We start from the raw sequence: 15,814 nt of genomic DNA on the forward strand, positions 1-15,814 counted from the left end.
GGTATGCTGACCCGTCAGCGGACAAAAAATCATGCGGCGCACCTGTCGGATCGCATGAGACGCGACGTTGGCCTCCCTGTCAGAGAGCCTGTGCCGGGCGAGCCGCTCGTGCCGCCCTGGTTTCCGCGGTTCTAAAGCGATCTAGGCAAGAGTGCGACGCATCCTCGCGGTAAAGTGCGCTGGCGAACTGAAGCCGTCCACGTCGGTGGAGACTCTAAGTCATCGCTCGACGCTAAAGGATCGCTTAGTCAGAGGTCTCTCCGGTCAACGTCGGTTGGCTGGAGTTCCTCTGGCGAGGAGACAATCGTGTCGCGATCTTGCTTTCGATGTCTGCTTTTTTGGGCAGGTCGGCTTCCAAAACCACTGCATGCTTTTGCGGGACGTGCTTCAAGCCCTCACGCTATTCTTGCTGTGGCTGCGCGCCTTTCAATGCGGGATTTTTCAAGTCGATGCGGCTGGTTTCTTCCGGGAGGAATTGGGGACCGACAACACGGACCTTGCTGTTCTTCGGATCGTAATCGCGTTCTGGAACAGGGGCGGCCTTGGCTTCCTCTTGTGGGGATGCGGGTTGATCTGCAGGCTTTTTGGTCTCAGGCTGGGGAGAGGGAATGCGGGTGATGCCCGAGTAGGGCTGGGTAGACGGCGTCTCGTTCGAAGAGGAATGATTTGGCAGAGATTGAGGTGCGCTCGCCTGCTGCTCCTGCCGCTTCATTTCCTGATGATAGGCAGCCATGTTGCAACTGCATGACGCAGAGCGCGAAGACGGCGAGCCGTTTCGGTAGGCGAAAGCGGTCGGCATCGACTTATAGGGCTGGCCGGTCTTTGCCGACACCATGTCGGAGCTCTCCTGTCCCACCATGGCATGATAGAAAAGTTCCGTTTCGGTTCCCGGGCACATCCGCTCGCATTGGGCCGCCTGCTCCGGGAAATCCTGCGGAGATGCATTGGACGAGATCGGGAAGAAGGCCCCGTCGCATGTGCGTACACAAAGCGTCCTCAGTTCGCCTTGAACCTGTATGTCGGGACCGGGCGCATAGCCATTGCCCCAGCCATCATCGTCGCGGAGCGGGTCAGTATAGTCGCGCGGCTGTGTATCGGGCAGAGGATCTATTGAGGCATAATCGGACGGACCTCTGTCAAGGCAACCTTCTGCCTCAAGTGCCGCCATGATGCGGTCTTGTCGGTCTGCGTCAACGTTGCGCCGTTGCGAAAGCGCATGATTGCGGTCTTGCTCGATCATGTCCCGCTCGACTTCGGCCTGCGTCAACGCATCGGTGATTTCCAGGCACAGATCGGTGTTGGGGTTGCCATAAACGATGACGCTGCCGGATGAGCAGCCATAGCGTCGCAGATCGTTCTTGATGCGGCGTATGACGAGATTCTGCTGCGTCAGCGCATTGGCGAACCGTCGCACCTCCGACGTGTTGCCGATGACCTGCGTGGAGTTTGAGGGTTGTCTGAGCTGCGCCTCAAGCGTTTCGCAGATGTCCTGTGCCTGCGTCGTAAGCGGGGCAACGAGGCAGGCGGCCAGCACAGAGCAGATAAGCCGGATGCTGCGTGGCGAAACAGGTAAAGCGGATTTATGCAGGCCGGTCAGCATTCAGTCGGCATCCTTCTCAACATCAATCACGAACGCGCGCAGCATGATTAAGTTCAGGATAGCATAGGGCTGTGCCGCAATGCGGCAACAGCAGTTTCAAAATTGCGTTAATTGGAAATCACGCAATGTCGGGCGGCCAAAGTCCTCACGCAGAGGGATGAGACGCCTGCACGGCGGCGAGCGCTGCCATATTGACCACACCGCGAGACGTGACGGTCGGTGACAGGATGTGGGCCGGAAGCGCGGTACCGAGCAGGATCGGGCCGACATGCAGTCCTTCCGTCATGGTGCGAACGATGCCAAGCGAGATATTGGCCGAATCGAGGTTCGGAAACACCAGGAGGTTCGCTTCGCCGGAAAGCGCGCTGTTCGGCATGGCGCGTTTGCGCAGAATTTCCGAAAGCGCTGAGCCACCCTGCATTTCGCCATCGATTTCCAGATGCGGCGCTGCATCGCGAACGAGTTGCAATGCAGCGCGCATCTTGCGGGCGCTGGCAGAATCACGCGATCCGAAGTTTGAATGGCTGGCAAGCGCGATCTTTGGCGTGATGCCGAAGCGCTTGATTTCCTTGGCCGCCAGCATCGCCATCTCGGCAATGTCTTCAGAGCTTGGATCGTAGTTGACGAAGGTGTCCGTCATGAACAGCGCGCCGCGCTGCGTGATCAGCAGACTGAGGCCAGCGAAGGACTGCACGCCTTCTTGCTTGCCGATGATCTGGTTCACGTCACGCAAGTGCCGGTCGAACCGGCCTTCAAGACCGCAGATCAACGCATCCGCCTCGCCGCGCTTGACGGAAAGCGCGCCGATGACCGTGCTGTTTGTGCGTATGATCGTGCGGGCTGCTTCCGGATTGATGCCGGCGCGACCGACAAGCGCGAAGTAGTCGTCGACATATTCACGGTAGCGCGGATCGTCTTCGGGATTGACGACGGCGAAATCGGCATTCGGACGAATGCGCAGGCCAAAGCGCTTCAGGCGCGTTTCGATAATCTGCGGACGCCCGATCAGGATCGGAACACCTGTTCCTTCTTCGAGGAGAACCTGGGCTGCGCGCAGCACGCGCTCGTCTTCGCCCTCCGCAAAGATGATGCGCTTCTTTTCCGCGCTCTTGGCGCTGTTGAAGATCGGCTTCATGATGAAGCCGGAGCGCCACACGAACCGGTTCAGCTGGTCGAGATAGGCGTCGAAATCCGTGATCGGTCGCGAAGCGACACCGCTTGCGGCAGCCGCGCGGGCAACCGCCGGCGCGATACGCAGGATAAGACGCGGATCGAAAGGTGACGGAATGAGGTAGTTCGGGCCGAAGACCGGAGTTTCCTCGCTGTAGGCCTTGGCCGCGACTTCGGAGACTTCCTCGCGGGCCAATTCGGCGATGGCGCGAACGGCTGCCATTTTCATTTCTTCATTGATGCTGGTTGCGCCACAATCCAGCGCACCGCGGAAGATGTAAGGGAAGCAGAGGACGTTATTGACCTGGTTCGGGAAGTCGGAACGGCCCGTGCAGATCATCGCGTCAGGGCGGGCAGCGCGCGCTTCATCCGGCATGATCTCAGGCTTTGGGTTGGCCAATGCCAGAATCAGCGGCTTTTCCGCCATCTTGGCCAGAAGCTCGGGCTTGAGAACGCCAGCAGCCGACAGACCAAGGAAAACATCGGCGCCTTCGATGGATTCGGCCAGCACGCGCTTGTCGGTCTTTTGCGCGTAGATTTCCTTCCATTCGTCCATCAGCGTGTTGCGGCCTTCGTAGACGAGGCCCTCAATATCATGGACCCAGATGTTTTCCCGCTTTGCGCCCATCTCAACAAGTAGGTTGAGGCAGGCGAGAGCCGCTGCACCGGCACCGGAGGCAACGATCTTGACGTCGGAAAGAGACTTGCCTGCAAGTTCCAGAGCATTGGTCACGGCTGCGGCAACGATGATGGCCGTACCATGCTGATCGTCGTGGAAGACCGGGATGTTCATCTTAGCGCGCAGCTGGCGCTCGACTTCGAAACACTCCGGCGCCTTGATATCTTCGAGATTGATACCGCCAAAGGTCGGCTCCAGCGCCGAAATGGTAGACACCATGTCGTTGATGCCGGGCGCCTCGATTTCGATATCGAAGACGTCGATGCCGGCGAATTTCTTGAAGAGGACGGCTTTGCCTTCCATGACGGGCTTTGATGCCAACGGCCCGATATTGCCCAGACCGAGGACGGCGGTGCCGTTGGAAATCACCGCCACAAGGTTGGCGCGTGCGGTATATTCCGCTGCCGTTTCAGGATTCTCATGGATAGCAAGACACGGGGCTGCGACCCCTGGCGAATAGGCAAGTGCCAGATCTCGCTGGTTGCCGAGCGGTTTGGATGCTTGGATTTCAAGTTTTCCGGGGCGAGGATAGCGGTGGTAGAAAAGCGCCTGCTCATCCAGATCCGCATTGCTCGTGCTCTTGCTTGGCGTCGTGCCCTTGTCCTGAGAACTCATCTTTTCACCGCTTATTTCAATTATCGTGAAGGTCTTTGCATACAACAAACATACCGGTGGTACAGCCGTTTATTTGGCGGGTGGTATGCAAAAGCGTAAATGTCGCTATTCGCAAAAAGCCAGGACCCCGGCCATCGAAGTGCCGCTTTGTCATCTTGCTGAAACACGAGTCTGGTTTTCCAAGAGCTGAAAGATTTCCAAACGCCTTTCCTGAGACGAGGGGACGAATTCATGGCTGCTGAGACCGAAACCAGACACTTCCGGACGCTCTTCATTTCCGATGTGCATCTTGGCTCGAAAGCAGCCAAGACGGATTTTCTCTTGGACTTTCTGAAGTATCACGAGGCGGATACGATCGTTCTCGTCGGTGATATCATCGATGGTTGGCGTCTTCGGCGCAGCTGGTACTGGCCGCAGGGCTGCAACGACGTAGTCCAGAAGCTTCTGCGCAAAGCGCGTAAGGGTGCGCGCATCGTCTACATTCCCGGAAACCATGACGAATTCCTGCGCGAATTCCCCGGTACGCATTTCGGCGGCATCGAAGTCGCCGAGCGCATGATCCATGAGGCTGCAGATGGACGAAAATATCTCGTGCTGCATGGAGACGAGTTTGATGTCGTGGTGCGCAATGCGCGTCTTCTCGCCTATCTTGGTGACTGGGCTTACGATGCCGCCATTGCCGTTAATGTCGCCATTGCTGCCGTGCGCCGCCGCATTGGCCTGCCATATTGGTCTTTTTCGGCCTGGGCAAAGCTGCAGGTGAAGCACGCGGTGAACTTCATCGGTGAGTTCCAGCGCGTCGTGGCGGATGAGGCGCGCCGCAACAAGGTGGATGGCGTGATCTGCGGTCATATTCACCATGCAGTGATGGAGGATATCGACGGTATCCGCTACATCAACACCGGCGACTGGGTGGAAAGCTGCACGGCGATTGCCGAAAACATGGACGGCACCTTCGAACTTATCACTTGGATGCAGACCAGCGACAAAACCGTAGAGCCAAAGCTTGGCCAGTTGGAGCCGGTCGCATTTCCCAAGATGATCAGTTCGAAAGCCGCATAAGAAGGTCTTCCGCGGCTCGCGTTTTTATCCCCAAAGTTCCGGCCGCGGAGGATGTACGAGCGATCCTTCATAGACAAGACTTGGTTCGCGTTCCCTTGCAAGCAGCAGCGGACCGTCGAGATCTGCGAACGCCGCATCCTGAGCCAGTAAAACGGCGGGCGCCATGGCGAGAGATGTGCCCAGCATGCAGCCAACCATGATCGTGTAGCCCAGCCGTTCGGCCTCCTGTTTCATCACGATCGCTTCTGTAAGACCACCTGTTTTGTCGAGCTTGATATTGATCGCGTCGTAACGATCTTTCAGCGACGCCAGATCCTTTGTCAGATGAACGCTTTCATCGGCGCAGATCGCCACAGGGCGGCGGATTTTCGCCAGAATATCGTCTTTACCAGCAGGCAGAGGTTGTTCGATGAGAGAGATTTCGAGTTCCGCGGCAATAGCCATGTGGCGCTCGATATTGTCTTCATCCCATCCTTCGTTTGCATCCACGATGATTTTCGCGTCAGGCGCCGCCGCACGGACGGCGCGCAGTCGAGCCTCGTCATCCTGCGTTCCCGTCTTGATTTTCAGCAAGGGGCGATGGGCGTTTTCTCTGGTCTTCGCCGCCATGGTTTCCGCATCCGCGAGCGAAATCGTATAGGCAGTCAGAATCGGCTTTGGCGGCGCAGGAAGAATGAGCGAGGAGGCAGGTTGACCCGTGAGCTTTGCGTCCAAGTCCCATAAAGCGCAATCCACGGCGTTGCGCGCGGCGCCCGGTTTCATCGCCTGCTGCAGGTGTTGTCTGTCCAGGCCCGATGCAATTGCTTTTGCGGCCGCGTCGATATCTGCCAGAACCCCTTCTATCGTCTCGCCATAGCGGGCATAGGGTACGCATTCGCCCTGACCTTTGATGCCATCCTGCGTAATAGCGCAGGTGACGACGTGGATTTCCGTGCGGCTTCCCCGGGAAATGGTGAAGCTTCCTGCAACTGGAAAGGTATGTGCTGTGGCTTCGAGGTAACGGCCCATAAAAATTGCCTTATAGTTGGGGGTAAATGCGTGGAACCCGCAAAATTTCTATCCATTTACGGAGCACCGCTGTGGCTTGCTGGTCCGGCAAACGATATGAATCGTTAAGAGAATCTTTCAATAAGCTGCATTCGCGCGGAGAAATATGCAAGAACAGCAACCAGGCAAGCAGGTGGAACCGGCTGCAATCTCGGCGGATGACGGCGCGGAACGCGGCGGCGCGCGCTATGTGCTGACCGGATCCTGGCGTAATGCCAATATCTCTGCCGTACTGCCTGAACTCGACAAGCTCGAAAAAGCTGCATCCGGCGCAATCAAGATTGACCTTTCCGGCATCGACAATATCGATACGACGGGCGCCTGGGTTTTGCATCGCCTGCGCAGTCGTTTGGAAGCATCTGGCTCTGAGGTGAGCTTCGAGGGCAACGAGAAGGTCGAGGAGATCATTACCTCGCTTCCCGATGAAGCGCCGCTGCCGCCGAAGGATACGCAAAAGCGCAGCATTGCCAGCCGTATCTTCGATCCGGTCGGACGCAATGTCGTGCAGGCAGGTTCTGACTTTCTGGCGGGCATGTATATTCTGGGTTCCGCGGTGCGTGGCGCGCAGATGAAGCTCGGACGAGGGCGCGGCGTATCGCCTGCCGCCATCGTCAACCAGGTTGATAATATGGGCGTGCGCGCCGTGCCGATCATCGTGCTGATGTCGTTTCTGATCGGCGCGATCATCGCGCAACAGGGTGCTTTTCAGCTTCGCTATTTCGGCGCTGAAGTGTTCGTCGTCGATCTCGTCGGCATTTTGCAGTTGCGCGAAATCGGTGTCCTGTTGACTGCCATCATGATCGCTGGCCGTTCAGGCAGCGCCATTACCGCCGAAATCGGCTCGATGAAGATGCGTGAGGAAATCGACGCGTTGAAGGTCATCGGTCTCAATCCCGTTGGCGTCCTCGTCTTTCCGCGTCTCGTGGCGCTGACAATCGCTCTGCCGCTTTTGACGATCATCGCAAACTTTTCCGCCCTGTTTGGCGCCGCGGTGGTGTCGCTCCTTTATTCTGGCATTACTTTTGAGGTCTTCCTGTCGCGTCTTCACGCCGCCGTCGAAAGCTCAACGATTGCGTCCGGCATGATCAAGGCGCCATTCATGGCACTGATCATCGGAATCGTAGCGGCTGTCGAGGGCATGAAGGTCGGTGGTAGCGCGGAATCGCTCGGCAAGCACGTCACGTCGTCCGTGGTGAAGTCGATCTTCGTGGTTATTCTTGTGGATGGCCTCTTCGCCATCTTCTACGCAGCCATCGATTTTTAAGGAGAAGGCTGTGGATCAACCAGAACAAGTTCCGGATAGCCAAGAGAGCAAGAAGGACCGCGAAGTCGTCCTGTCCGTCGAGGGCGTGACCGTCAGCTTCGGCGACAAGGTCGTGCTCGACAATCTCGATCTCGATGTCTATCGCGGTGAAATTCTAGGCTTCATCGGGCCGTCCGGTGCCGGCAAGTCGGTGTTGATGCGCACTGTGCTGCGGCTCTTGCCGCGCCAGGCCGGCACCATCAAGATTCTGGGGACTGATTATGACAAGGCATCGGACGAGGAGCGCATGTCGCTCGACACGCGTCTTGGCGTGCTTTTCCAGCAGGGTGCTCTCTTCTCCGGTCTGACTGTGAAGGAAAACATTCAGCTGCCTATGCGCGAATATCTCGACCTGCCGCAGAAGCTCATGGATGAGCTTGCTGCGCTGAAGATAGAAATGGTTGGCCTGAAGCCGGATGCCGGTGACAAATTTCCATCTGAACTTTCAGGCGGCATGATTAAGCGCGCCGCGCTTGCGCGCGCTCTGGCGCTCGATCCGGATCTGGTTTTTCTGGACGAGCCGACATCGGGTCTCGACCCGATCGGTGCTGCAGAATTTGATATGCTGATTGCGCGCTTGCGCGATTCGATGGGGCTGACCGTCTATATGGTCACCCACGATCTCGACAGTCTGTTTTCAGTCTGCGACCGCATTGCCGTTCTCGGCAACAACAAGGTGGCAGTCGAAGGTACACTCGAGGATATGTTCAACAACGACGATCCCTGGGTCCAATCATATTTCCGCGGAAAGCGGGCTCGCGCAGTCGTCCTTCCGGATGGCACGCAACAGATTCCGGGGAGTAACGGATAGGCATGGAAACCAAGGCGAATTACACCATTGTTGGTATTTTCACGCTGATCGTGGTCGCGGCGGCATTCGGCTTCGTCTACTGGATGGCCGAGTTCGGTCGCGGCGGTCCGACGGCTCAGTTGACGATCCGTATTCCCGGATCGGCAAACGGCTTGTCCGTTGGTTCGCCGGTGCGGTTCAACGGTATCCCGGTGGGTACGGTGCGTGGTCTTTCGATCGACCGGGACGATCCGGCCTACTCGATTGCCTATACGGAAGTGCAGGCAGATGCACCCGTGTTCCCATCGACCCGCGCCGTCCTTGAAATTCAGGGCCTGACGGGTGCTGCCTATATCGAGCTTTCCGGCGGTCGCAGCAATGAGGAACGCATTCTCCAGAAATCCTTCGAAACCGGCGTACCTGCCGAACTGACGGCGGATCTGTCGAGTGTGACGAACCTGTTGGCCACAGCCGACAAGATATTGAAGCGCGCCGATGGCGCGATCGGTGAATTGCAGGGCTTCGTTCAGGACGCTCGTGGTCCGCTAACGGAGACTGTTCGCAACGCCGAGAAGTTTTCCGCTGCGCTCGCTTCCAACTCCGATGGCATCGAAAACTTTCTGGAAAGCCTGAGTTCTCTTTCGACGACTGTTCAGTCCGTCTCCGTTCGCCTGGACGGTACGCTGACGGCGGTCGAAGATCTGGTGAAGGCGGTGGATTCGCAAAAGATCGATTCGATCCTGACCAATGTCGACAAGGTTACAGCCGACGTGGCTGCTTCCTCCAGCGGCATTCAGACAGTGATGGAAACAGTGCAGCGCACGTCAGCCAATTTCGAACAGGCAAGTGCTGACGTGCAGACCGTGATCAAGCGCGCCGACGCGTTGTTGGCCTCTGTCGATGCGGCGAAGGTGAGCAATACCGTGGAAGATGTTTCGGCAGCGACCGCCGATGCCCGCCAGGCCATCTCCACCTTCCGCCAGATTGCCGATGACGTGGGAACACGTCGTCAGGACATCGATCAGGCTATTGCCGACTTTACCGACATGTCTCGCAAGCTGAACATGGCATCGAACCGCGTTGACGGAATTCTGGCGAAAGTCGACGGCATGCTCGGAACCGATGACGCCAATTCGCTTTTTGCCAAGGCGCGCGAGACACTCACCTCGTTCAAGGCTGTGGCCGACAACCTCAATGCGCGTATCGGTCCGATTGCCGACAATCTGGCGCGGTTCTCGAATGGGGGTCTGAGAGATTTGCAGGCGCTGATCAGCAGCACACGGCAGACGGTGGACAATCTGAACAGCACGATCACCAATTTCGACCGCGATCCGCAGCGTCTGATTTTCGGTGGCGAGAACGTAAAACAATATGATGGCCGGACACGGCGCTGATGGGGGTTAGTGATTCCATGATTTTGCAGATGCCTCGCCGGAAAAACGCCCCGGTCTCGACGAAGTTTGCCGTGATGATGCCTCTGCTGGGAGCGCTTTTGGCTGGATGCGGCGGCGGTGCGACGAACGATACGTTCGATCTCTCGGTTTCACCCGCGCCAGTCACGCAGGCGCCATCACTGAAATCGCGCCAGTTGCTGGTCGCTGAGCCGACAGCTCTCAAGGCGCTCGACAGCGAGAACATCGTCGTGAGGCTGTCGAACTCCGAAGTCCAGTATTTGGCCAAGTCGCAATGGAGCGACCGTCTTCCGCGCATGGTGCAATCCAAGCTGGTCGAAGCCTTCCAGGATACCGGCAGGCTGGGCGGCGTGGGACGTCCGGGGCAGGGGCTTGCAATCGACTATCAGGTTGTGACGGATATTCGTGCCTTTGAAGTCGACACAAAGAACAACGTCGCCAACATTGAGATTTCGGTACAGTTGTTGAATGATCGCAACGGGACGGTTCGGGCACAGGATGTGTTCCGTGCAAGCGCTCGCGTCAGCGGTACGGGGAACGCCAACTTCGTCAAGGCCCTGGACGCGGCCTTTGCATCTGCATCTCGCGAGATCGTTGCCTGGACGTTGAAGGCTCTGTAATCGGCACCTGAGGTCTCAGAATTAACGCCGCGACATCATCCGATGCGCGGCGTTTTTTTGTACAATTCGCTATGCGGGAAGCCCGAAGTATTACTTGGCCGCGGCTTCTTTCTGCCATTCCGGCAGGGGAAAGATCGCATCATAGGCCCAGTTGAAGACGAAGGCGTAGACCACGTAGAACAAGGCAAAGGACACGTCCATGATCAGCGCGTGGATAATGCCGATGCCGAGGTACCAGGCGATAAAGGGCATCAGGACGATCAGAAGTCCGAGCTCGAAAAGAGCGGCATGGACAACTCTTATGGGTGTCGTCTTCAGCGTGGTGCCACGCAGGCGCTGCAAGATATGATCGAAACCCAGATTGTAGAGATAATTCCAAGCCGTCGCGACGGTTGCGCTGACAACACCGACGATGCCGATGTCGCTCATTGGCATGCCGAAAACAAGCGCGCCGAGCGGGACGACCAGAGCAAGGCCAATAATTTCGAAGCTAAGAGCGTGGCGGATACGATCGCCTATGCTGCGCATGGGAAACTCCCGAGATAATCACCGGGCCGTCCCGAATGCTTTTGCCGACATGGCCGAGGTCGTCCTCACAGGCCCGATATAAGGGCAAGCGGTTTTTGCTTCAAGTCTTTGCCTGTGCGGCGAACCACTCTGACAGCGTCAGAAACATAAAAAAAGCGCCCCATGAGAGACGCTTTTTTGTTTGGATTGTCCGAACGGTTTAGCGCTTGGAAACCGGAAGATAGTCGCGCTTGGGTGCGCCGGTGTAAAGCTGACGCGGACGACCGATACGCTGCTGCGGATCTTCGATCATTTCGTTCCACTGAGCGATCCAGCCGACTGTGCGGGCAAGAGCAAAAAGAACGGTAAACATGGTCGTGGGGAAGCCCAGAGCCTTCAGCGTGATGCCGGAATAGAAGTCGACATTCGGATAAAGCTTCTTCTCGACGAAGTAGGGGTCCGAGAGAGCGATCTTTTCCAGTTCGAGCGCGACCTGCATGATCGGATCGTCGGAATTTCCTGTCGCTTCCAGCACTTCATACATCGTCTTCTGCATGAGCTTAGCGCGAGGATCGTAGTTCTTGTAGACGCGGTGACCAAAGCCCATCAGGCGGAACGGATCGTTCTTGTCCTTGGCGCGAGCGATGTATTCCGGAATACGATCAACGGTGCCGATTTCGTTCAACATGTTGAGCGCTGCTTCGTTTGCGCCGCCGTGGGCAGGGCCCCAGAGGCATGCAATGCCGGCTGCGATACATGCGAAGGGATTTGCGCCCGAGGAACCGGCAAGACGAACTGTCGAGGTGGACGCGTTCTGCTCGTGATCGGCATGAAGAATGAAGATGCGATCCATGGCGCGTGCCAGAACCGGATCGACCTTATATTCTTCGCACGGCACCGCAAAGCACATGTGCAGGAAGTTCGATGCGTAATCGAGGTCATTCTTCGGGTAAACGAAGGGCTGGCCGATGTGATACTTATAGGCCATGGCCGCGATTGTCGGCATCTTGGCGATCATGCGCAGCGAAGCGACCATGCGCTGGTGCGGATCGGTGATGTCGGTCGAGTCGTGATAGAATGCGGACAGAGCGCCAACTGTGCCGCACATGACGGCCATCGGGTGGGCGTCGCGACGGTAGCCGGTGAAGAAGCGGCTCATCTGCTCATGCACCATGGTGTGACGCGTCACACGGGTGTCGAAGTCCTTCTTCTGTGCGGCTGTCGGCAATTCGCCGTAAAGCAGGAGATAGCAGGTTTCGAGAAAGTCGCCCTGTTCGGCAAGCTGCTCGATCGGGTAACCACGGTGCAGCAGAACGCCTTCGTCACCATCGATGTAGGTTATTTTGGATTCGCATGAAGCGGTCGAGGTAAAACCGGGATCGTAGGTGAAGGAGCCGGTGTGTTTGTACAGGGTGCCGATATCGACGACGTTGGGACCGATCGTACCTTCTCGTACTGGCAGATCGACCGTCTTGTCGCCGAGGGTCACTGTCGCGCTTTTTTCCGTCATACCATACCTCCGAATATGCAGGCGATGCGGGAGTGACGCATCGGCCAATTAAGCGTCAGGGATTTAGCTATATGATCCGCGCCAAGATGCCAAGCTATCCAAAAGGCAAATTGTGCATTGCAGAATTGGAATATGCTGATCTAATCGTTTTGCGCCTCAACTGTTTCATTTTAAGTCAATGCTTCCTTAATCGCTGCAGGCGATTGCAATCCGAATCTGCAAGCTGCAAACTGCTTGCAGGGGCTTAAGAGGGCGGCCATTGCAGGATTCGGGGGAACGGCAGCATTTTCGCTTGCTCGACACGCGCACGCCCGCAACGGGCGCGCCGGACGCATCGAGCTTACCCGTGACGGTGACGCCTAACGATATCGGGTCTTACGACGCGGTGCTCAGCCCGCCGCAGAACCCAGTCCAACGTATCGGCGCGGCTTTGTCGCGTTATGTGATCGAGGAACTACAGTACCGGCATGTCTTTCTATTCGTCCCGGTCTTCATTGCGGCCGGAGCGGCGCTTTGGTTTTGTTTGCCGGTTGCGCTCTCAGGTATCGCCCTATTCACAAGCGGTCTCTTCATCATACCGGCTGCGGTCGTCACACGTCACCGTCAGAGCGTTCTGTCATATCTGCTGGCTGCAGCAGCGCTTCTGTTGCTTGGAATGATACTCGCCGACCTGGAGACGCGCCGGGTGGGAACGGTCGTTCTGGACGGTGCCGTTACCACCACGATCAGTGGCACGGTGGAGCGGCGCGAAGTCGATGCTAAGGGTCACTGGCGCTATGTCATCGCACTGAAATCCACCAGCGATCCGATGCTGGCGCGATTACCTGACCGAATCTCCGTTCTTTCTCGCAGCCGGCAGGAGCCTGTTCCGGTCGGTGCAGGTATTAGCGGAAAGGCGCGCCTCTCTCCACCGTCCGGTCCGGCTCTTCCCGGCCTCAATGATTTCGCTTTCTCCGCCTATTTCGATGGCATCGGTGCCACTGGCTTCTTCTACAGCGCACCTGAGGCGTTGCCGTTGCCGGCAAGCGTCGAGGGAAGGTCGGGGTGGGTGCATGACGTCTCCTCCTGGCTCTACATGCTGCGTTCGGCGATTGCTGATAGGATACGCAGCGTGATCGGCGGCGATGCCGGTGCGTTCGCGGCCTCCGTTATCACCGACGAGAGAAGGGCAATCTCGGAGGAGACGATGGAGGCGCTGCGCGTTTCAGGGCTGGCGCATATTGTTGCCATCTCCGGGCTGAACATGGCGCTCGCATCCGGCATTTTCTTTGTCGGCATGCGTATGGCGTTCAGTCTATTTCCGGCTTTCTCGCAGCGCTGGCCAGTCAAGAAAATCTCCGCATTCGCAGCGCTCATGATGACGCTTGCCTATTACCTGATCTCCGGTTTTGCAGTCTCTGCCGAACGGGCGTGGTTGATGATGTCGATCATGCTGGCGGCCGTCCTCATCGATAGGCCGTCGATCAGCCTACGCAATGTGGCGCTGGCGGCGATCGTTATTCTCGTGATGTCTCCGCATGAGATTATGGGGCCCAGTTTCCAGATGTCCTTTGCCGCGACACTGGCGCTGGTTGCCGCATATGCGTTCTGGAGTAGATGGCGAGGGGACGGGGAGCGGCTTTTCATCGCGAGGCCACCGTTATGGATGGTGCTTTCCTCCAAACTCGGCGCTATCGTCGGCGGCGTCATCATAACCTCGCTGATCGGCGGGTTTTCCACTGCGATCTACTCCGTGGAGCATTTTCACCGCGTCACGACCTATGGGCTTGCCGCCAATCTTGCGGCCATGCCTGTGATGTCGCTCATCGTCATGCCGTTTGCTCTGGTGGCGATGCTGCTCATGCCATTCGGGCTCGATGCGCCTTTCCTCAAAGTGATGGGCTACGGCATGGCAATCGTTATCGATATTGCCAAAACAGTCGCAAGTTGGGGCGGAGATGCCACTATCGGGCGCCAGCATTCCTGGTTTCTCATCGTGTCGACAACGGGCTTTCTTCTGCTGACGTTGCTGCGCACGCGCCTTGCGCTTCTTGGGCTGCCGGTTCTCATCATAGGTTTTGGCCTTATGATCGCCGAGCAGCGCAAAACCAAGCCCGACCTGTTGATCTATGAGGACGGCGCGCTTGTGGCTTTTCGCAACGACGATGCCATCGCCACGACCAAGAGACAGGCAAGAGGTTTCGTCTATGACCAGTGGGAAAGAGCAGTGCCTTTGCCGCAGAAGCACATTGCCCCGCTTGTGCTGGATGACAAGGTTGCAAGGGCAGGCAACGACACGCAGCAGAAGGCGACACGTCGCCCGAAACCGCTGAGCGGCGAAGAGAGACAAAGCGCCCAGGCCAGAATGGTCACCGCTTTCGATCGAAGCAATCTCTTCACCTGTCAAAAAGACGCATGGTGCGCCGGACGCCATGGCAGTGGCGTCAAGGTTGCAGTTGTATCCAATACGGCCTTTGCCGGAACGGCTTGCGATGCAGCAGATATTGTCGTCACCACGCGCTTCGTGCCTTTTACCGAGTGCCGCTCAGGCGCGCTGCTGATCAGCGCAGCCACCTTGCGAAAAACGGGATCGCTAGAGCTTTGGCTGAACGCCAGCGAAGCGCCCGTCGCCAAGGCCCGGGCGTCGATGAATAGCCTGGAAAGAGCGTGGTCCGTGCATCGCGCTTATGACTGGCGCAGCAAGACGTTCGATACGCAGTTGCCGGACCATATCCGAAAGATGCTTGAGAAGCAGCCCTAGGTCCTTCGGTGTCAATTTGGAGATGAGCGCAAATCCTGGATGATTTCGCCTGACGCCAGGACTTCCTCTTCATGATCTGGATCACGCCATTGCTCAGAGAGCGCTGCTTGTTCCCATGCTTTCATCGCTGGCAGTGCGAGAAGGCGGGCTTTGTAGGCCTCAGCCTCCGGTGACAGAGCCGTTTCATAGGTCTTGAAGCGAAACGCGACTGGGCAGAAGAAGGCATCGACGGCTGTGAAGTTCTGGCCCGCCAAAAACGGTCCCCTGAACGTTTCAAGCCCCTGCTGCCAGAGGGCGTCGATGCGGGCTATGTCCTTCGTCAGCGCCTCAGTCTGTGCTTTTGATCTCACCCGCAGGCCAACATTCATGGGATGAAGATTGCGCAACGCTTGAAAGCCTGAATGCATCTCAGCAGTTGCAGAGCGCGACCATGCCCTGGCTTTCGCATTGCTTGCCCAAACTCCGTCATGACGCTCGGAAAGGTATTCGACGATCGCGAGCGAATCCCAGACGGTGATATTTCCATCCACCAGACAGGGTACCTTACCTGTGGGCGAGAAGTGGGTGAAGCGGTTCACTGGATCGGGATCGTTGAAGGGCACGAGCCTCTCTGCGAATGCGATTTGCAAGGTCTCCATCAGCACCCAGGGCCGAAGCGACCAAGACGAGTAGTTCTTGTTGGCTATGTAGAGTTCGTACATCCTTTTGTCTCCAAATGGTGATGCGTTTGTTCGCATGGCTTGATGGATTCCGGCGCTG

The 15,814-nt window shown here is 57.4% G+C and carries 12 protein-coding genes; 6 read left to right on the plus strand and 6 right to left on the minus strand.

Annotated features, from left to right (window positions below):
* Positions 1 to 400: 400 nt before the first annotated feature.
* Together QZ862_RS11890 and QZ862_RS11895 are read right to left on the minus strand one after the other, a co-directional pair.
* The gene (locus tag QZ862_RS11890; RefSeq protein ID WP_296100070.1) at positions 401 to 1,600 is read right to left on the minus strand and encodes a DUF2865 domain-containing protein; all 1,200 of its coding nucleotides are present in this window, start codon (positions 1,598 to 1,600) and stop codon (positions 401 to 403) included.
* 145 nt (positions 1,601 to 1,745) lie between these two features.
* On the minus strand, positions 1,746 to 4,064 hold the full coding sequence (locus tag QZ862_RS11895) for an NADP-dependent malic enzyme (RefSeq protein ID WP_296018833.1): 2,319 nt from the start codon (positions 4,062 to 4,064) through the stop codon (positions 1,746 to 1,748).
* Positions 4,065 to 4,295: 231 nt separating this feature from the next.
* Here QZ862_RS11895 and QZ862_RS11900 point away from each other — a divergent pair, with 231 nt between their 5' ends.
* A complete protein-coding gene (locus QZ862_RS11900; protein WP_296018835.1) occupies positions 4,296 to 5,126 on the plus strand; it encodes a UDP-2,3-diacylglucosamine diphosphatase in 831 nt (276 codons plus the stop codon).
* 24 nt (positions 5,127 to 5,150) lie between these two features.
* Here QZ862_RS11900 and dgcA read toward each other — a convergent pair whose 3' ends face one another.
* Positions 5,151 to 6,134: an N-acetyl-D-Glu racemase DgcA gene (gene dgcA / locus QZ862_RS11905; RefSeq protein ID WP_296100073.1), complete on the minus strand. Its 984-nt coding sequence runs from the start codon at positions 6,132 to 6,134 to the stop codon at positions 5,151 to 5,153.
* Positions 6,135 to 6,279: 145 nt separating this feature from the next.
* On the opposite strand from dgcA, the gene QZ862_RS11910 reads away from it, so the two are divergent.
* From QZ862_RS11910 to QZ862_RS11925, 4 genes are read left to right on the plus strand one after another with little or no spacing between them, the layout of a single operon-like run.
* Positions 6,280 to 7,437 (plus strand): MlaE family lipid ABC transporter permease subunit, encoded by a 1,158-nt coding sequence (locus QZ862_RS11910; RefSeq protein ID WP_296018840.1) that lies wholly within the window; start codon positions 6,280 to 6,282, stop codon positions 7,435 to 7,437.
* A gap of 10 nt (positions 7,438 to 7,447) precedes the next feature.
* Entirely contained in the window at positions 7,448 to 8,287 is an 840-nt protein-coding gene (locus QZ862_RS11915) for an ABC transporter ATP-binding protein (protein ID WP_296100075.1), read from the plus strand.
* A 2-nt stretch (positions 8,288 to 8,289) separates the two neighbouring features.
* The gene (locus QZ862_RS11920; RefSeq protein WP_296018844.1) at positions 8,290 to 9,660 is read left to right on the plus strand and encodes an MlaD family protein; all 1,371 of its coding nucleotides are present in this window, start codon (positions 8,290 to 8,292) and stop codon (positions 9,658 to 9,660) included.
* A gap of 29 nt (positions 9,661 to 9,689) precedes the next feature.
* Entirely contained in the window at positions 9,690 to 10,298 is a 609-nt protein-coding gene (locus tag QZ862_RS11925; RefSeq protein WP_296078142.1) for an ABC-type transport auxiliary lipoprotein family protein, read from the plus strand.
* A 90-nt stretch (positions 10,299 to 10,388) separates the two neighbouring features.
* Here the strand turns inward: QZ862_RS11925 and QZ862_RS11930 are convergent, their stop codons facing one another.
* The gene (locus tag QZ862_RS11930; RefSeq protein ID WP_296018846.1) at positions 10,389 to 10,826 is read right to left on the minus strand and encodes a PACE efflux transporter; all 438 of its coding nucleotides are present in this window, start codon (positions 10,824 to 10,826) and stop codon (positions 10,389 to 10,391) included.
* A 199-nt stretch (positions 10,827 to 11,025) separates the two neighbouring features.
* Entirely contained in the window at positions 11,026 to 12,315 is a 1,290-nt protein-coding gene (gltA, locus tag QZ862_RS11935; RefSeq protein ID WP_296018848.1) for a citrate synthase, read from the minus strand.
* 292 nt (positions 12,316 to 12,607) lie between these two features.
* Between gltA and QZ862_RS11940 the strand changes: the two genes are divergently transcribed.
* Positions 12,608 to 15,055 (plus strand): ComEC/Rec2 family competence protein, encoded by a 2,448-nt coding sequence (locus tag QZ862_RS11940; RefSeq protein WP_363315922.1) that lies wholly within the window; start codon positions 12,608 to 12,610, stop codon positions 15,053 to 15,055.
* Between the two features lie 11 nt (positions 15,056 to 15,066).
* On the opposite strand, the gene QZ862_RS11945 is transcribed toward QZ862_RS11940, so the two are convergent.
* Entirely contained in the window at positions 15,067 to 15,756 is a 690-nt protein-coding gene (locus QZ862_RS11945) for a glutathione S-transferase family protein (RefSeq protein ID WP_296100077.1), read from the minus strand.
* Positions 15,757 to 15,814 lie beyond the last annotated feature (58 nt).

The organism is uncultured Agrobacterium sp., from assembly GCA_913777615.1.
Lineage (GTDB): Bacteria > Pseudomonadota > Alphaproteobacteria > Rhizobiales > Rhizobiaceae > Agrobacterium.